This is a genomic window from Lysobacter stagni (assembly GCF_030053425.1).
GTDB classification, from domain to species: Bacteria; Pseudomonadota; Gammaproteobacteria; order Xanthomonadales; family Xanthomonadaceae; genus Lysobacter_J; species Lysobacter_J stagni.
The window spans coordinates 1,519,738-1,539,584 of record NZ_JASGBI010000001.1; the positions used below are offsets into that span (position 1 = coordinate 1,519,738).

At 62.6% G+C, this 19,847-nt stretch carries 9 protein-coding genes and 1 pseudogene; all 10 read left to right on the top strand.

Annotation, left to right across the window (positions count from 1 at the left end; translation table 11 throughout):
- Positions 1-42 precede the first annotated feature (42 nt).
- A complete protein-coding gene (locus QLQ15_RS06885) occupies positions 43-672 on the top strand; it encodes a hypothetical protein (RefSeq protein ID WP_283212092.1) in 630 nt (209 codons plus the stop codon).
- Positions 673-694: 22 nt separating this feature from the next.
- Positions 695-9,295, top strand: coding sequence for an SPM autocatalytic domain-containing protein (locus QLQ15_RS06890; protein WP_283212093.1), 8,601 nt, complete (start codon positions 695-697; stop codon positions 9,293-9,295).
- A gap of 105 nt (positions 9,296-9,400) precedes the next feature.
- On the top strand, positions 9,401-9,547 hold the full coding sequence (locus tag QLQ15_RS06895; protein WP_283212094.1) for a hypothetical protein: 147 nt from the start codon (positions 9,401-9,403) through the stop codon (positions 9,545-9,547).
- Between the two features lie 443 nt (positions 9,548-9,990).
- Positions 9,991-10,428, top strand: a complete 438-nt coding sequence (locus tag QLQ15_RS06900; RefSeq protein WP_283212095.1) for a DUF1254 domain-containing protein — start codon at positions 9,991-9,993, stop codon at positions 10,426-10,428.
- Positions 10,382-11,182 carry a DUF1214 domain-containing protein gene (locus QLQ15_RS06905; protein WP_283212096.1) on the top strand — a complete coding sequence of 267 codons (801 nt, stop codon included), beginning with the start codon at positions 10,382-10,384 and terminating at the stop codon, positions 11,180-11,182. The genes QLQ15_RS06900 and QLQ15_RS06905 overlap by 47 nt, the downstream gene beginning before the upstream one ends.
- A gap of 1,496 nt (positions 11,183-12,678) precedes the next feature.
- Positions 12,679-13,746: an SOUL family heme-binding protein gene (locus tag QLQ15_RS06910; RefSeq protein ID WP_283212097.1), complete on the top strand. Its 1,068-nt coding sequence runs from the start codon at positions 12,679-12,681 to the stop codon at positions 13,744-13,746.
- A 710-nt stretch (positions 13,747-14,456) separates the two neighbouring features.
- A complete protein-coding gene (locus QLQ15_RS06915; protein ID WP_283212098.1) occupies positions 14,457-15,608 on the top strand; it encodes a sensor histidine kinase in 1,152 nt (383 codons plus the stop codon).
- A gap of 241 nt (positions 15,609-15,849) precedes the next feature.
- Positions 15,850-16,362, top strand: a complete 513-nt coding sequence (locus QLQ15_RS06920) for a hemerythrin domain-containing protein (protein ID WP_283212099.1) — start codon at positions 15,850-15,852, stop codon at positions 16,360-16,362.
- Between the two features lie 249 nt (positions 16,363-16,611).
- Positions 16,612-16,992, top strand: coding sequence for a hypothetical protein (locus QLQ15_RS06925; protein WP_283212100.1), 381 nt, complete (start codon positions 16,612-16,614; stop codon positions 16,990-16,992).
- A gap of 550 nt (positions 16,993-17,542) precedes the next feature.
- Positions 17,543-19,647: pseudogene (locus QLQ15_RS06930) on the top strand (catalase).
- Positions 19,648-19,847 lie beyond the last annotated feature (200 nt).

Sequence of the window (19,847 nt, forward strand, 5' to 3'; positions counted from 1 at the left end):
TGATGGCGTCGACACAGGGGCAGGTGGCGAATGGCACGGCGAATGGGCATGCACGAGGAAGGGATGGCGAGACGCCGCACGCGAAGCCGTTGGCGGGTGTTTCAGATGGCGGCATGGACGGGCGCGTTGCTGCTGTCGGGCTGCGGCAACGTGAACATCGAATGGTCCGAGGACGTCCGGCTCGATGACGGGCGCATGCTGCTTGTCGAACGCACGGCCCAGGGAAAGCAGTTCTCGGAGCTCGGTGGGCCTAAGGGCTGGGACCAGACGGAGATGTCCCTGACGGTTGTGCGGGCACCTGAAAGCGTAAAGCCGCCGCCGCCATGGCGCGACGCCTACGTCCCGGTGCTCCTGGATTACCAGCAGGACACCGATTCGTGGTCCCTGTTGGCGACCTTCTATTACTGCCAGGCCTGGTACGACCTCGGCAGGCCAATCCCGCCATACATTCAGTACAGGTCGACGAATGGATCCACGTGGGCCCGCGTGCCCCTGGAGGAACGATTCATCGATCGCAAGACGAACCTGCTGACGGGGCCCCGTTCCGAGGGTGAACCGGAATTGATCACCGTTGAGGAGAAGGAACGGCGCGAACGCAGCGCCGTGCAGCGGTTCCAGCGCATCCTGCGCAAATGGGGCCAAGCGGAAGAGAACTACTGCGATCACTCATAAAACGGACTTAGGGGACTGATCCATGGCAAACGAATTCGAGTACGCGCAGCTGGCGACGCAGGTCTACAACCGCACGCCCGAGAACCGGACGCCGCTAACGGGCGGATGGGGCCAGATTGCGCGACAGGAAGACGACGGCTGGGGCTTCTCGGCGAGCGGCTACCAGAGAGGATCCGAGATCGTCATTTCCTTCGCGGGCACGAACCAGGCGATCGACTGGTCTTCGAACGTTCCCGGGGCGATGGGATTGGGGGCGCCGCAGATCACTGAGGCGATCGACTTCGTTCTCAACATCATGGCCCAGAACCCCGGGGCAACCATCAGTTTCACTGGACATTCGCTTGGCGGAGGGCTCGCCTCCGTGATGGCGGTCTTCTTCGATCTGCAGGCCACTGTCTTCGATCCTGCTCCATTCGAGTTGAGCGCGCGAGACGAGAACTTTCTCGAACTGATCGATGGCTACCCGCACTCAAGCGGGTACAGGAACCCGGCACTTGACGAGTACACGTCTACCTGGGGTGCGCATTTCTGGCGTCGGGAGTCGAACGTCACCAGTTACAGCGTGGACGGTGAGGTGCTGGAGTACCTCCGTCTGGCCATGCCGGCGATCTATGGATCAGCACGGGAGTATGAGGTCGGAACGCCATCGGTACTGGAAGCCATTCCCGGCTCCCTGGCAATCAGCCTGCATTCGATGGATCTGTTGAGCTCGGTGATGCGGTCCGATGCATTCAACGACGGGCTGATCGCTCAGAACCGTGCGTTCGATGTCTTCAGCGACGGCGATCTGTACGGGGCGGACACGCGCTCGAACAAGGCTGACTTCATGGCGCGGATGCATAACCGGCATCTGCTGGGCAGCGGGAGTCTGGATGTGCTGGGGCAGGATCTGCTGAAGATCGGCACAGACGGCACTGCATTCGAGAAGGACATTAATCGCGGCGTCCTGGCGACGCTGGCGGAGTACCACTATTTCCAGGGTGGAGGCACCGCGACTTCCTTCGTGGATTCAGTCGGTGGTGGCATCAGACTCGACCTGACGAAGATCTCCGGTTCCGACCGGCTCGGCCAGGACATGCTCCTGGCCAACGTGAAGCAATGGTTGTCCGATCAGGACAACATCTCCGAGGACATCGGACAGGTCCAACGCGTCATCCTACAGTCGGGCGAAGGCGGCCTGCAGGTCATCAGCGGTTCGGACAACAAGGCCGATCTGGTGCTGGGCGGGGAGGGGGCGGACATCATTGCGGTGGAGGGTGGAAATGACTTCATCTTCGGGCTGGATGGCGACGACCTGATCTGGGGAGGCGCAGGAAAGGACGTCATATACGGCGGCGGCGACGACGACATCCTGTACGCAGGTGCCGACGCCGAAGACCAGGACACGAGCGAGAACCGCCTCTACGGTGGGTGGGGCAACGACACGCTGTACGGGTCGGGAGGAAAGGACTACCTCAACGCCGGCGACGGCACCGACACGCTGCGCGGCGGTGGTGGTTTCGATACATACAACATCGACAACCTGGACACCATCATCGATTCGGACGGCAAGGGTTCCGTTTTTCGGGGCAACAAGCAGCTGACGGGTGGAAGCCGCAAGGAAGGCGATCCAGAGAATACGTACTACGGTGGTGGCGACACCTACGTGCTCAACGGAACGACGCTGATTATCAATGGCGGTTTGACCATCGAGAACTACGACAAGGACAAGAGCAGCCTGCAGATCGTCCTGAAGGACGACGATGATGACGACGAGGAGGATGACGAGTCGCCAGACACGGACGAGGCGTCCACGCGCACCTCGCCCATCGTCATCGACCTGGACGGCGACGGCATCGAGACGCTGGCGCTTGGGGCAAGTCACTTCGACCATGACGGCGACGGGCTTAGCGAGTCGACCGGCTGGGTGAAATCCGACGACGGCCTGCTGGCTTACGACCGCAACGGCGATGGACACATCAACAATGGCAGCGAGCTGTTCGGCAGCCACAGCGTGCTCAGCAACGGCGAGCGAGCCGACAACGGCTTCCAGGCGCTGGCCGAGTTCGACGACAATGGCGACGGCCTGGTCAATGCGCAGGATTCTTCCTACGCCTCGCTGAAGGTCTGGCGCGACCTAAACGGTAATGGCATCAGCGATGCTGGCGAACTGCAAAGCCTGGCCGAAGCCGGCGTGGCGTCCATCAGCACCGGCTATGCAGATTCCACGCACGTTGACGCCAATGGTCATCAGCACCGCCAGGTCGCCACGGTCGTCCTGAGCAACGGCACGGCATCCACTGCAGCGGACGTATGGTTCAGGGTGGACGCTGGCGATCGCGTCAACAGCGGCGACATCGAACTGACCGCAGATGTGCTGTTCCTCCCCAACGCAAAGGGCTTCGGCAAAGTCCATGACTTGCGCCAGGCGATGGTGCTCGATGCCCAGCTGAGAACGCTGCTCGAGCAGTACCTGACTGCCACGGATTCCACTGTGCGCGACCAGTTGCTCGACGACATGATCTACCGCTGGACCGGAGCCGATGGCGTGGATCCGTACAGCCGCGACCCAAGGCGCGTGTACGGACACGTGATGGATGCGCGCCAGCTGGTGACGCTGGAGAACCTGGTAGGACATGGTTACGTGGGCGTGTGGTGCTGGGGTGAGTTCGACCCGAATCCCCACGGCCAGGCAGCGCCGCTGCTCATCGCGGAGTACCTGGAGTTCAAGCGCTTCACCGCGGCGCAACTGGCGGCGCAGACCGAGTACGCCGAGGAACTGGACATCATCCAGTCGGCCTTCGGCTCCGATTCCCAGGGCACAACGGTCGACTGGGACGCGGTGCAGGGGCGGCTCAACGCCCTGTACGCCGGCGGCCAGATGGACCGGATCGCCGGAATCGTATCGGTGCTGACGGACCTGGGCATGTACTCGTCGGGCTATCGCGCCAAGCGTGATGCCGCGTTCCAGGCGATTGCTGCATCCAACCCAGACCTTGCGCCGTTCTTCGATTTCACCACCCGGATCGGAACGTCGGGCAACGATACGCTGTACGGAACGAACGCAGGCAGCATCTTCTATGGCCTGGCCGGTGATGATCGTCTGTACGGAACCGGTACGGGCGACAGCTATCACTTCTCGCGAGGCCAAGGCAACGACACGATCCTGGATCGCGGCGGACTGGATCAGATCGTGCTGGGCCTGGGTATCACTCAGGCCGATCTCACGTTCACGCGGAACGCGACGACGGTCTGGATCCACGTCAGGAATGCCGATGGCAGCAACGCCGGATCGCTACGCGTCGACAACTTCTTCGACTTCGACGGTTCCGTGGATTTCGGCGCGATCGAGCTCATCCGCTTCGCGGATGGGAGCAGCCTGAACCAGGCGCAGATCCAGGCAATCCTTACGGCAGCGGCAATCACGACCGGCAACGACCTGGTGTTCGGCAGCTCGGCTGGCGACACCATCGACGCCCTCGCAGGCAACGACAACCTTCACGGTCTTGCAGGTGACGACCAGCTGTCCGGCGGCGCCGGCGACGACGAGGTGATGGGCGACGACGGCGCCGATACGCTTTCTGGCGGAAGCGGCAATGACTCACTGGTAGGCGGTCGCGGCAGCGACACCTATCTGTTCGGCAATGGACACGGCAACGACGTGATCAGCAATGCCGCCGAAACAGCAGGTGCAAAGGTGGACCGCCTGGTCTTCGGTGCGGGCATCGATCCGACGATGGTCGTCGTGAAGCGCGTGGGCAACGACCTGCTGGTGCAGGTAACCGCCAACGACAGCGTTCGCATGACCAACTACTTCAGTGGTGAAGCCGCCAACGGCACGGCGATCGATGAGATTGCCTTCCATGACGGGACGGTATGGAGCATTGCGGCGATCAAGGTGATGGTGCTGCAGGCGACTGCCGGCGACGACGTGATCAACGGATACGCCTCAGGCGATGTGCTGTCCGGCCTCGCGGGGGATGACCGCCTGTCCGGCAATGAGGGTGACGACACCCTGGACGGCGGCGACGGCAACGACACGCTCGACGGTGGCGCTGGCAACGATGAACTTGTCGGTGCTTCCGGTACCGACAGCCTCCGTGGTGGAGACGGCGACGATCAGCTGGACGGCGGCGAAGGAAACGACTCGTTGCAGGGTGCAGGCGGCGACGACTCCCTGGTCGGTGGCAATGGCAACGACAGCCTCGACGGCGGTGCCGGGCGCGACACGCTGCAGGGCGGAATCGGAGGTGACTGGATTGGTGGCGGCGCCGGTGACGATGTGCTGGTGGGTGGACTCGACAATGACATGCTGCAGGGTGGGGTGGGTTCGGATCTCTATCAGTTCGCGGTCGGCGACGGTCAGGACACGATCGACAACTACGACAGCAGCGACGGCCGCATCGACGCGCTGGTGCTCGGCGCCGGCATCGATCCGGCACAGGTTACCGCGCGCCGGAGTGGCGACCACCTGGTCATGACGTTCGCCGGCAACTCTGACCAGGTCACGGTCAATCAGTACTTCGCCGGCGACGCAGCGGGCGCTTACCGGCTCGACCAGATCCGTTTCGCCGATGGCACGGTTTGGGGCGTGGATACGGTCAAGGCACTCGTGCTGGCATCGACCTCCGGAGCCGATACGCTGCGCGGCTATGAAAGCGCCGACGATCTTGCAGGCGGTGAGGGCAACGATACGCTGTTCGGAAACGGTGGTAACGACACGCTGCAGGGGCAGGACGGCGACGACACCATCCACGGCGGCGCTGGAGACGACACCGCCATGGGGGGCGCCGGCAACGATGTACTGAATGGCGAGGACGGGAACGACGTCCTCGATGCCGGGGCAGGCAACGACACCCTGCGCGGCGGCGCCGGCATCGATCACCTCAAGGGTCGCCTGGGCGACGACGTCCTCGAGGGTGGCGACGGCGACGACTTCTATCACTTCGCAGCGGGCGATGGTCGCGACACCATCAGCGACAGTCAGGGCCTGAGCACGATTTACCTGTACGGACTGCCGTTGAACGAGGTCTTCTTCCGTCGCGAAGGTACAGCGCTCGCCGTGCATTTCCTGAACTCCATGGGCGACCGCATCCTGCTCGCGAACTTCTTCGACCCGATCTCCGAGCTGGCCAGGCACGGGCTTCGCTTCGACATGGGCAATGGCCAGGGATGGCTTCTGGATCCGGTCGATCTCGACGCGGCCTCCATGGCGGGCACGGGGCTCGACGACATCATCTACGGCAACACGCTGGACAACGTGATCGAAGGACAAGCGGGACACGACACTCTGCGGGGCGGCGGCGGCGCAGACACGCTGGATGGTGGCGACGGCAACGACGTCCTGAACGGCCAGGACGGGAACGACCTGCTCAACGGTGGCGAAGGTAACGACGTCCTGGACGGCGGCGTGGGCGCCGACCAGATGCAGGGCGGCGCAGGCGACGACCTTTACCTGGTCGACGACGTCGGCGACATTGTGACCGAGGCGAGCGGGTCGGGCACTGACATCATTCGCAGCAGCGTCAGCTACGCGCTGACGGACGGCGTTGAGCAGCTGGTGCTTACCGGCGCTGCCAGTATCGATGCCACGGGCAACGATGCGGGGAATGAGCTGGTCGGCAACTTCGGCGCCAACCATCTGCTGGGGCTTGCAGGCGACGACGTGCTCGAAGGCAACGACGGCGACGACACGCTGGAGGGTGGCGCCGGCATCGACCTGCTCGACGGCGGCGCCGGCATCGACCACATGGCCGGTGGCACGGGCAACGACAGCTATCGGGTCGACGAGGCGGGCGACCTCATCGTCGAACTGGCGGGCGAAGGCCTCGATGTCGTCGACTCTACGGCGTACGACTACGTCCTTTCGGCGAACCTCGAAACCCTGGTACTCGTCGAAGGCAGCGCCGCGTACAACGGCACCGGTAACGACGGCGACAACGTGATCACGGGCAACTCGTCCTCCAACCGCCTGGATGGCGCGGCCGGTGCCGATCGCTTGGCGGGCGGAGGCGGGGATGACACCTACGTCGTGGATAACGTCGGCGACGAGGTCGTCGAAGTGGAGGACGAAGGCAATGACACGGTGGAGTCCAGCATCGACTACACGCTGGGCGCCACACTCGAGAATCTCGTGCTCACCGGCGAGGCCAACCTCAACGGCACCGGCAACGATGGCGACAACGTGCTGGTCGGCAACGCCGGCAACAACCGCCTCGATGGTGGTCTTGGCGGCGACGACATGCATGGCGGCGCCGGCAACGACTACTTCATCAACGACACCAGCCAGGACTGGATCTTCGAGGACGAAGGGGAGGGCACCGATACGGTCGAACGGCGCTATGAGACGAACCTGGTGCTGTCCGACAACGTCGAGAACCTGATCCTGGCCGAAGGTATCCGGACCGGCAACGGCAACGAGCTCGACAACACGATCACCGGTAATTCCGGCGCCAACGCGCTGGGCGGCTGGGATGGCGATGACGTGCTGCACGGTCTGGACGGCGACGATTCGCTGTTCGGTGGCACGGGCAGCGACGTGCTGCAGGGCGGAAACGGCGGCGATTACCTCGATGGCGGCGAAGGCGTCGATCACCTCGAAGGTGGCGCCGGAAACGATGTGTATGTGACCGACGATGCTGCCGATGTTGTCGTGGAAGCGGCGGGTGCCGGCACCGACCAGGTACAGACCACCGCGACCTACGCACTCTCGGCGAACATCGAGAACCTGTTCCTGATGGGCAGCGACGCCATCGGCGGCACGGGCAACGCCCTCGACAACTACCTCGCGGGCAACGATGCAGCCAACGTCATCGCGGGCCTGGGCGGTTCGGACACCATCGTCGCCGGCGGCGGTAACGACACGCTCGTGGGTGGCGCTGGCGACGACAAGTACGTGGTCAACGCTAACTCGGGCACCGATGCCGTGGACAACACCGGCGGTGGGTTCGATGGTGTGTTCTTCACGGATGGCATCACCCGCGAGCGCCTGTCGTTCGCGCGCGACGGCAACGACCTGCTGATCAGCGTCGACAACGCCGCCACGCCCGCCGTGCGCGTCACCAACCATTTCCTCGGCGGTGATGCGGCCATCGACTACGTGCAGCCGGACGGCGGCTTCTATCTGACCACGGCCGAGATCAACCAGATCGTTGCCGGCGGTGGCACCGGCTTCGACCAGGTGATCGAAGGCACAGCCGCGGGCGAGCAGCTCGTCGGCGGCAGCGGCAAGGACCTGATCAAGGGCCTGGCCGGAGCCGACCAGTTGTTCGGCATGGGCGGGAACGACACGCTGGAGGGCGGGGATGGCGACGATTACCTCTCCGGCGGCAACGGGGGTGGTTCGGGCTCCGCGGACGACCGCCTCGAAGGCGGCATCGGCAACGACACGCTCGCCGGCGAAGACGGCAACGACACGCTGCTCGGCGGCGCGGGTGACGACGACTACGTCTACGGTGGCGGCCAGGACGTCATCGACAACACCGGTGGCGGCTACGACGGCGTGTTCTTCAACGGTGGCATCACTGCCGCGCAACTGGCCTTCGCGCGCAGCGGCGATGACCTGGTCATCACCGTGGGCGGCAGCACCAGCAGCACGGTGACGGTGACCAATCACTTCCTGGGTGGCGATTCGGCCATCGACTTCGTCCAGCCGGCCAGCGGCGCGATGCTCGACACGGCCGCGATCAACGCCCTCGTCGGCGGTGGCGGCAACCCGCCGGGTGGTGGGAATGATGGCGATTATCCGTCGGTCGTCACTGGCACCGCGGCCGGTGAGCAGTTGCTCGGAACGAACGACCGGGATCTGATCAAGGGCCTGGGTGGAAACGACACGGTGTTCGGCTTCAACGGCGACGACAAGCTCGACGGCGGCGATGGCGACGATTACCTGTCGGGCGGCAACGGTTCGCACAACGGATCGGGCAACGACATCCTGATCGGCGGCGCCGGTGCGGACCAGCTGGTGGGCGAAGACGGCAACGATCAGATGTTCGGTGGCGCCGGCAACGACAAGTACATCTACGGCGGCGGCGCGGACACGGTCGACAACACAGGTGGCGGAACCGACTGGCTGCATTTCAACAGCAGCGCCTTCAGCGTCGCCCGCAACCGCATCACGTTCCACCGCGACGGCGACGATCTGATCGTGCGTGTCGATGCCGACGCCGCCAAGCAGGTGCGCGTGCTCAAGCACTTCCTCGGCGGCGAATACGCCATCGCGTATGTGCAGCCGACCGGCGGCAATGCGATTCCGGCCTCGCAGTTCGGCGGACTGCTGGCGCCGTTGTCGTCCGCTCCGATGGCGGAATTGGCGTCCGAGATGCCATTGGCGCGCACCGGCACCGCCGCGGTGGAGTCGATGGATGCACCCGTGTCGTCGTCCACACCGTCGAACCTGGATTGGCAGGACACGATGGACGAATCGGGTGACCGTGCCACGGCGCACTCCGCGGCGAACGCTCCGGTCTTGCCGAACCGCGAGCTGCAGTCGCTGGTGGAGGCGATGAGCAGCTTCGGCAGCGCCTCGGATGGAGCGTCTTCCGCAGACGGTTCAGAGGGGCGCTTCGAGCGCAACTTCTGGGCTGGCGGCTGGCACCAGAGCCATCGGAATGACAGCGCACGGTTGCGCCACCTGGAGCAGTAAGCCGTGATGGGAGGAGGCCCGGGCAACCGGGCCTCCTCCTGCATGGCCTCCGGCCACGACTGTAAGACGGGCTGCACGTGCCTGTCGGAGCAGGACACCGGCCACGTGATCGAGCCCAACCGCTGCCGGATGATCGCCAAGGACGGCCAGTACGAGCCGTTCCTTGATGAAGTGCAGGGCGACCGGCGGCGCCTGGACGAAGTGACCCAGCGTCGCCGATTGTTGGAGCATGAGGTCAGGGCAGGGGTGTAGGGGGCGAGCCCCTACGGCTATGGCCGCGAATGCCGCCGTTTCTTCGCCCGGTGCAGCGATCAGCGCGCCACAGGTGAGAGGGTATGGCGACCTTGGAGCCCGGATGACCGGCTCCCGCTGACCGGTTGATAGTTGCGGACCTGATCGTCGGTATCTAATGTCCGCTTTCGACCCAAGGCGGACGTTCACGCCCGCCAAACGCGAGCCGCCCATGATGCTGGCAACTCAGCACGGGGCGAAGCCATGAGCGGGAAGTCTGACACCTTGGAAAGCGGTGCTCCCGCCGGGTTTCCCGACCCAGGCGACAGCCGCGATGCCTATGACGCCGCCGACTTGGCGCGGGCGATTGAGGCCTACAAGTTCTTCTACCCGACCGTCACAGGGGCGGCGATCATCAAGGCAACGAGAGCATCGGCCTCGTCACCAACCGGGTCTTCGGAATCATGGATTCCAATCCGAAACAGGTGGTATTCACCACCAACGCCGATACCCCCTACGGCCCCTTGCAACTCGACTTGGCCATCGGCCCTATGGTGATCGAACTGCCGCCAGGTCCGCTTATCGTTTGTTCCATCGACATCAACCAGCGTTGGGTCGCCGACATGGGACTGCCCGGTCCCGATGGGGGCAAGGGCGGCAAGCACGTCCTGGTGTCGCCGAACTTCCGGGGCGCATTGCCCTCGATTGCCTATTACATCCACCGGGCCAGTAGTAATCGACAGATCGTTGGCATCCGCTCCCTTCCGGTGAATGGCGATGTGCCTGCCGCAAAGGCGCGGCTGTCGACGGTGAAGATCTATCCGCTCGATCCGAAGATGGCAGGAGCCGCAATGGTTGGACATCACCGAAAGGGAGCAGGATGGAACGCCTACCCAGTATGAGGACAAGTTCCACTACTGGGAGGTGCTGAAGGAAGTGATCGACGCCGAGCCGCCGTTCGAGGGCTATCACGTCCCCTACGGTGAGCTGGCCGCGCTCGGGATCGAGAAGGACAAGCCCTTTAAACCCGATACGAGGATGAAGAAGATCCTTGCGCGTGCGGAGCAGGAAGGCATTGCCCAGATGCGAGCGCAGAGCTTTGCCGACCGCAGGCCGGAGCGCATCGTCTGGTCGGATCGGAAATGGGAATGGGCCTCGCTGCGCTTCGAGGACGGGGATTTCAATACTGCCTATTTCATGGATACCACGGCCCGTGAGAAGTGGTTCTACCAAGCGATCGGCGCGTCGCCGGCCATGTTCCGCCGCGATACGCAGGCCGGTTCGCTGTACTGGCTGGGACTGCGCGACAGCAGCGGACGCTACTTGGACGGAGGTAAAACCTACCGGCTCGCGGTACCGTTGCCGGTGCCTGGCAAGCTGTTCTGGTCGGTGACCGTCTATGACGCAGCGACGCGCTCGCAAATCCGCACGGATCAACATAAGGCTGCGCTCCGCTCCTTGCAGGAACTGAGAGACATCGGTGATGTCCATAGCGTCGATCTCTACTTTGGCCCGAGTGCGCCGGAAGCCGGAGAGGCTCTCTGGATCAAGACTTCGCCGGGGCAAGGGTGGTTCGTCTATTTTCGCATCTATGGACCGGATGCCCCGGCGTTTGATGGCAGCTGGAAGCCGGGAGACTTCGAAGAGGTAACCTAAGTGGCGAAGTCCGCTTCGGGCGGGGCAGGGTGGCGGCCGAACTGGTGCCAATGTCCGCTTGCTCGCTTCCCCATCTTGTGGGGCGTAGGATCGAGATCGGCTCCTGCTGCGGGGTTGTGGTCGTATGGACGACGGGTACGAATACCGGCGCCGCGCTGTAAAGGGCATCGCTTACAAAGGATGTACCTTCCGGGTTGCTGCGGCGAGGTCAAAAGGCGCTTGCCGGTGGGCGTTTGAGGTGGATGTGTATCGCCCTGACGGAAGCCGGTTTCCGCGTTTGCACAGCATCAGCTTGTATTGCACTCCGGAGGACGCTTTCGCGGTCGCGGAGCGGATGGGAGGGATGCTCGTGGACTCGGAATCTTACCAAGTAAGCCCCCTCAGCCGGTTTCGGTTTCCGCCAAGTACAGGGCAGTCCGAGTATAGGAGCGAGCCTCCCAGGGCTATGGCCGCGGATGCGGCCGCTCCCGGTGCGGCGATCAGTGCGCCGCAGGTGGCCGTTACGCGATCTCGGAGTCCGGATGGTTGCGACCGACACCCGTTGCCCGAAGATCGTTGTGCTCCCGGTGGGTGGCACCTATTCGACTCATAAGCACGATGACACCGTCGAACAGGATGGCCGCGTTCATCCGGAGTAGACGAGCAGGCACGCGCCTGGAAAGGAACAGATCATGCGGGGCGCATGCGGGCTTGGTTCAAACCAGCAGGCCTGCGATTCCAGCCGGTGTGTCCGCCAACACTACCTCAGCGTTCTGCGACGCGTCTCAGAAGATCGTAGGCGTGCAGGCTTCAGGTAGCGAATCGGATGCGTGTACACCGGAACTGGCCATCCCATGCGGATGGGCGGCGGCGATATCAGGGCGCGTGGCGCTCTCAGCGAACTGAACGCGTCGTACGCGATCGAGAGGAACATTTCGACCAGGGTTTTCATAAGCGGACCATCCCTACCGGTGAGCCTTCTCAAGAAGGTCGCAGACGCGTGAGGGGCGGGCGCGGCCGCGGCTGCGACGACGGGTGGTCGTTAGCTTCCCTACTATGAACTCATTTGGCGTTGCAGACCGAAGATGCGGGACTTGGTTCATCTCGTGTACCGGTGAGTGCATGGAACAGCCAACGCTGGAGTAGCAGGCGGCCAGTCGAAGGTCGCAGCGACCGATCGGGCCAGGTTTACGCGCCAATCTGATTTGCAGTGCCCGTGTTCGACACGCCAATCGTGCCGGGCCGGACACCAGCAGAAGTGGACGTCTTCGAGCACCTAAGGTGCGTTACAGCCTCACGTATAGATCACCGGGAATGGCGCAGCTTGAAGAGGCACAACGACGCAATGTCGGGACGACCGCTCTGCCGCTCCGCTCTCTTCACCGTATAGAGCTTGGCCGATCTGCACACAAGAACGACCGGTGCCTCTGTCGTTCTCAGGACCAGCTGCTGGATCACTGGGCGATTGTCGCCACGACGGCGTCTCAAGCAGAGCATCAGCTCAATCGAGAAACATCATGAATGCTTCCAGCAGCCCCTTATTCACCGACACGCTCAAATCGATCCCCGGATTCTTCGGTATCCGATTTGATGCCAAGCCTGCGTACCACATTGAGGATATCGTAGGTAAAGTTGAGATCAGGCGATACGCGCCGTCATGGCTCGCCCAAGTTTCCGCCGACGGAAGTCATGACGCAGCCGTCGCCTTGGCGCATGAGAAGCTGGCTGATTACGTTTGCGGCGGCAATGAGAGCCGCGAGAAGATGGGGATGACATCGCCAAGCTTTGAGGTAGAGGGCGAGTCGAAGATGTTCCCCGTCTCTCTGAGTAGGCGCGACGAATCGAGCAGGCAGGAGGAATTGGACGGGTGGAGGGTCGCGTTCTTCATCTCCAATTGCTTGTCTGCTCGCGAGGTTCCCCTTCCCGATGATCCGGCGATCCAGATTCGTCAGACTCCGGAAACCCTTGTTGCGACACTCCGGTATCGGGGTGGCAACACGGAAGAGCGCCGCTCACTTGCAAAGCGAGAGCTCATTGAAGCGCTGTCGGGGTCAAAGTGGACGGCGGACGATCAGGTGTACTGGGCAAGCTACGACCAGGCATTCGTTATCCCTTATCTCACGCGCAATGAGGTTCATGTGCGTGTGCTGCGCTTCCCCGTCCGGAGTGCTGCCTCCCCGAAGAGGCGAGATGAGCTTGTTAACCCCGCCGTGCCTTATCGTGTCGACTTCGCGCTTGCGCCAGCTTGCGACGATGAAGTCGCCTTGCAGCGGGCCGAGAATGAAGGGATGCCACCCAACCTAATGTTCGAAAAAACGAGTGCGAGACTGTTCCCGCGCGTTTCCCGCTACGTTAGATCTCGCTCGACAACATCCCCGGAGCTGAGCCGGACGCTTGAGGAACTGCTCTGCGACCTTAAGGCGGCGACGCAGGGTGATGCGCAGCTACGCCGTCGATCTGCCTCGCTGATAGCCCTGATGGCATCGGATATCCGAGACGCCAAGCACTTCTCCATCGAAAGCAGCCTGGGGGCGAGGCCGATGCGCGCGTGGCGCCAGCGCTACAACGGAATAGGCGTCCTGTGACGAAGGAGGAAAGCAGCCCGCATCGCTTCCAATGTCCTGCGACTTCAGACGAACACTATCCCGGAATACCGCCATGTCCAACGTAGGGAGTTTCCACTACAACAGCTCGCCCGCCGGTGGGGATATAGCCACTGACAAGCGCGGCGAGAGGGGCCGGATCGCGGCGGACATGGTTAGATTTGCCGAAACGGGTGGGATCGTCGAGATCCTGGTAACAATACCGTTGTTCTGGAAAGGCAAGGACCCTCGACCAGCGAGCGCCCAACGAGGAGCTCGTTCGAAGTTTGACTGATCTGCTCGAGGGAGGTCTTTGCGAAGGCCTGAAGTCCGCCTGGCCGGAAGCGGCCGCGGGTGAAAGCCGCGCGAAACACGTTCTTGAAGATGACCATGCGCGAGCCTTCCGGGCGACGCGAAGACCGGGAAAGCGCCTTCGACCATAGATCCGCGGTACGGCTAACGGCCTCGATCGCCCACAATGTAAGCGTTGCAAGGCATCCGGGCACACCGTGTGCCAGTGCCCGCTTGTGGCCGTTAGAGGGCTTCGCGGGGAAGCGGATTGAAGCAGGTTTCAATGTCCGCCGCCCCATGGAGGACAGGCCAATATGACTTGTAGCCACTGTTCAGCCTAGGAGCCTGACCCCGAAACAGGTAATGAGGTGGCGCCAGGTATCGGGCGGGTGACCCAACGTCAAGGTTGCGCGTTAGGATTCATGGCCAAAGTTGGCCAGGGTGAGCCAATGCAGCAAAGACTGGCTGACTTTATCGAGGCGAATCGTCGAACGATTGTCGACCACTCATCTTTGGTCGCGGCTTCGTTTCTCTCCGGGGCCAATCGGTCGAGCGCGGACCACCTGCGTGAGCATCTTTCACAGATGCTGGATGCCGTGGTGAAGGATTTGCGCACCGTCCAAAGCCGCGAGTCCACCGTGGAGAGATCCCAGACTCCGGTAACTGCTCCGCACACGCCGGACACGGCCGCTGGGGTCTATGCACGCCTTCGGGCGCAAAGCGGCATCACCCTTGAGCAAGTGGTCGCCGAGTTACGCGCCCTGCGCGCGTCCGTCTCTATGCTATGGAAGGACGCTACTCTCCCTGACTCGCGTGCACTGGATGACCTGACGCGCTTCAACGCGGCGATGGATCAGATTCTTGCGGAATCCATTGCCAACTTTTCCGCGGAGATCGAGGGTTGGCGCGATGTGTTCCTGGGCACGCTCGCCCATGACTTGCGCGGACCACTCTCGGTGAACGTTCTCACGGCCGAAGTGTTGTCCAGGATCATTGCCGATCGCCCCGAGAAACTCCTGGTAGAACGCCTGCAGCGCAGCGCCGCCCGGATGAAGGCGCTTCTCGACAGCCTGCTGGATTACAGCAAGGCCTCGCTTGGAGGCGGAATCCGCATCTCTCCCGCCCATGTCGATCTAGATCCGGGTCTTCGGGATGAAGTAGATCTCCTTCGCGCCCTCTTTCAAGAGCATGAGATTTCGTACGAGTCCGCTGGCAGGACGAACGGCCTGTTCGATGTATCAAGAATCCGAGAGGCCTTGGCCAATCTGGTGATCAACGCGGCGAAGCACGGTGCCGCCGGTGGGCCCATTCGCATTACGCTTTATGGCGACGAAGAAGGCGCTCGACTGGTGGTCAAGAACATCGGACCGAGTCTCCCGGGTCACATGATGTCTGCACTGTTCATGCCGTTTGGTCAGCTTCGCGACACCGCAGACGACCGTCCGGAAGCTGACAGCCTTGGACTAGGCCTCTTCATCGTCAAGCAGATCGCGCTCGCACATGGCGGAAGCGTCGCAGCAACTTCGTTGAATGGATGTACTGCATTCACCATAACGTTGCCGTGGAGATCCTGAAACTCCGTCCGAACGCGCCCGACGTCCTGGTTAAGCCCCCACCCACCCACCTTCCTCCCTGCCGGTGGAGCGGGCCGCATCGACAAAGCGCCGAGTAGGCACGTTGCGCCTTGGGCACTCGCAATGTGGAAATGGGTAATACATCGAGGTGGCTCGGTACTACGTTGCGAACATGCGTCACCGTGCCCTCACTGTGCATGGGGGATGGTGATGGCTCCCCAGCAAAACCGAGAATGAGGCCATGGCTCGTGACATCCTGAAGACGCTCAAAGAAGAGCATGACGCCGTGCGCGCGCTTTTCGAGAAGATAAACGACACAACAGACCGTGCGACACAGAAGCGCGGAAACCTGTTGGAGAACATCGAAGCCAACCTGCTACCCCATGCGAAATGGGAGGAGCTGGTGTTCTATCCCGCATTCAATGAGCGCGCGGATCGCGATGGCTTGGTAACGCACGCTGAAGCAGTCTCCGAACATCACGCGGTTGAGCATTCCGTCATTCCAGAGGTTCACGAGTCGGAGATCGATACGCCGGAGTTTGCGGGTCGGGTGAAAGTCTTTGGCGAGTTCGTCGATCACCACGCCAAAGAAGAGGAAAAGACAATGTTCAAGATGGCGAGGAAGATGTTCAGTGCTGAAGAGCGCGAGCAGTTCGACATCGATTACGAGAAGTGGAAGAGCACCCCCGAAGCGGCCGCCGCGGCCATTCCGTTCAGCGATGGCGACGGAGATGGTCACCGCAGGCGAGCATGAGCGGCTCCGCACCTGCCTCTGCCTCAAGTCCCTGCGCCTAATCCATTCCTGGGAATCTAAGAAGAACCAACCTGCTTAGCCGCATGCAAAGTGGTGGCGGCTGATCGTGATCGTCCGCGGACTCAACTAGGACTTATCCCATGAAATCCACCTTTGAGGCGCTACGCCTGAACATCGTGCGCCTGGTTATACCTGTGATCCTGCGCGCGACGCGCGCAATCGACCAGGTTCGGTGATGTGAGGCATGAGATGAAGAACCGGGTGAAGGCACGTATCGCAATGTTCCGTTTTACGCTGGGGACGGGGCAGAGCATCGGACCAAGGGACTTGCAATCGCTCTGGGAGAGTGCCTGTCAGGTGGAAAACTTGAGCGTCGGTTGTGCTCCGGGACCTTCTTATGCTGACAAGCTCACCTATTCACTTTATGCCCCGCACGATCTGACAGGGCTGACGGAAGTAGAGAAACGACTTCGCTGGCTGTTTGGCGAGAGGAAGCTGCGCGTGTCCCTGATCTGCGCTCACATCAGCCATCAACATCAGAACCGGCCCCTGCCGGGCGCAGCGCGGCCGCCGCAACGAGTCAACGTGAACCAACGCTCCGGGCCCGATTCGGCAGTTCCTCAACAGTGAATAGTTCGTACGAGCCGTGGCGCAATGATGAAGTTCAACCGTCAGCCTGTGCATACCTGACGCTGATTCAAGCGATTGGGGAGAGCGCGCACGACCTGTATGGCGCGGATTGGGATCTTGCCGAAGCCGAGACGATTGAACTACGGCCCTCCTACGCACGAAACACCGGGCTCTCTTGGGCGGAGGTTCGCGTAGGTATTCGAGCGGCTTGGGAGCATGCCCGTTTGAGCCATTCGCACACGGCGGGTTTACGAACCCCCGCTTCTGGTCGACTGCCCGTAGCGGCTATCCACGTAACGCGTGGGCGTGAATCGCGGAATGGCCGACCTAGGTAGCAGACGGATGCGCGGCTCGGAGCTACGGCCGCTCGGCGTGCTTGGCCATAACGTTTCGCATGCTCGACCTTCACCATGGATTACCGCCATCGACGTACGTTCGGAACAATCCGGCGCGCGCGGATGGAACGCCTTGCTGCAGTTCCCGTGGAGTTGTCCCCGCGCCGTTGCCAGCGCCGGAGCACCAATTCTGCCCTCGATTGCGTGGAGTAAAGATGGCCACCAGGAAGACGTTACCGGTCAAAGCCAGGGCGAAGCCGCCGCGGGCGGTCTCGAGCGAATCACGCGGCTCTGGAAGCGAGTTGCACCAGCAAGCCGGTGGAATGCACCCGCCGCTGACGACCCAGCAGGGCATTCCCGTTTCCGACAATCAGAATTCGCTGCGCGTCACACCAAGCGGGCCTACCTTGCTGGAGGACTTCATCCTTCGAGAGAAGATTACCCACTTCGACCACGAGCGCATTCCGGAGCGGATCGTGCATGCGCGCGGTTCTGCCGCGCACGGCTACTTCGAGCTGACCAAGTCGCTGAAGAACTTTACCGTCGCGCGCGTTCTGTCGGAAGTCGGTGTGCGGACACCGGTCTTCTGTCGTTTCTCCACGGTGGCTGGCGGCGCCGGGTCGGTCGACACGCCGCGCGATGTCCGCGGGTTCGCCGTCAAGTTCTATACGCAGGAAGGAAACTGGGACCTGGTGGGAAACAACATCCCGGTGTTCTTCATCCAGGACGCGATGAAATTCCCGGATGTCGTGCACTCGGTCAAGATGGAGCCAGATCGCGGTTTTCCGCAGGCCGCGAGCGCGCACGACACGTTTTGGGATTTCATCTCGCTTACGCCTGAATCGCTGCACATGATCATGTGGGCGATGTCCGACCGCACGATCCCCCGCTCGCTGCGCATGATCGAAGGTTTCGGGGTGCACAGCTTCCGCCTGCTCAACGATAAGGGCGGCAGCACGTTCGTGAAGTTCCACTGGCGTCCCCGCCTGGGCCTGCAATCCACGCTGTGGGACGAGGCAGTGAAACTGGCCGGCGGGACCCCGACTTCCATCGGCGCGATCTGTTCCAGGCGATCCAGTCTGGCGCCTATCCGGAATGGGACCTGGCCGTTCAGCTGTTCACGCAGGAACAAGCCGACGCCTTGCCGTTCGATCACCTCGATGCGACCAAGCTGATTCCGGAGGAAATGGTGCCGTTGACGGTGATCGGTCGCATGGTGCTCGATCGTTGGCCGGACAACTTCTTTGCCGAAACCGAGCAAGTTGCCTATTGCCCCGCCAACATAGTGCCGGGCATTGACTTCAGCGACGACCCGTTGCTGCAGGGTCGCTTGTTCTCGTACCTCGACACGCAGCTGATCCGGCTGGGTGGGCCGAACTTCCGTCAGATTCCGGTCAATGCGCCCAAGTGTCCGTTCGCCAATCTGCAGCGCGACGGCCACATGCAGATGCAGATTCCGCATGGCCGCGTGAACTACGACCCCAGTTCGTTGCAGCCGGATTCGCCACGGGAAACGACTCGTGGCTTCCGGAGTTACGCTAATCCGCCCGGTGAAGGCAGCAAGGGCCGCATCCGCACCGAGAGCTTCGCCGATCACTACACCCAACCGCGGTTGTTCTACCGCAGTCAGAGCGCGCCCGAGCAGGCGCACATCGCCTCGGCACTGGTGTTCGAACTGTCGAAGGTAGAAACGGAGCACGTGCGCGAGGCCATCGTCGGGCACCTGCGCCATGTCGATGCTGACCTCGCTAAGCGCGTGGGCGATGGCCTGGGCATGGAGAAGCTGCCGCCCGCCCCTGCAACCGCCGTCATGCCGACCGACATGGCAGCTTCACCTGCTCTGCAGATCATTGGCAAGATGAAGCACACGCTCGAAGGGCGCGTCGTGGGCGTACTGCTCCACGACGGGTCCCATGCCGGTACCGTGCGCGCGCTTCGAAAGGCCGTTGAGGGTGCGGGGGCGACGGTCAAGGTCGTGGCGCTGAAGCTTGGGGGGGCGACATTGAGCGACGGTAGGCGAATCGCCGCCGATGGCCAGTTGGCCGGCACGCCGTCGATCGTGTTCGACGCGGTCGCGCTGGTGCTGTCGGACGAGGGAGGTGCCCGCCTTGCCAGGGAGGCACCTGCCGTCGATTTCGTTCGCGATGCCTTCGGTCACCTCAAGGCCATTGCAGCCGATGCAGGAGCACAGGCCGTGCTGAAGGCCGCGGGAGTGGCGAAGGACGACGGGGTCGTGTCGGTCGACGACACGGCCCGGTTCCTCAAGGCCGCCAGCACACGACAATGGGCGCGGGAACCGAAGGTGCGGACGCTGGCTTGATCCATCGCCGGCGCAGACTTGATCCATCGCCAGCCCAGAATCGGTGCCGAATGTCCGATTCCACCCATCCGCGGACGTCTGCATCGCCCGCTTCTATTCCACTCCTCCCCTCTGAAAGCTCATCAGGCTCTTCAACGGACGCCTTTCGCGCCGTGTCCACGCACGGATGAGCTCCGCTCCGATCGAGCTGTACACGATGC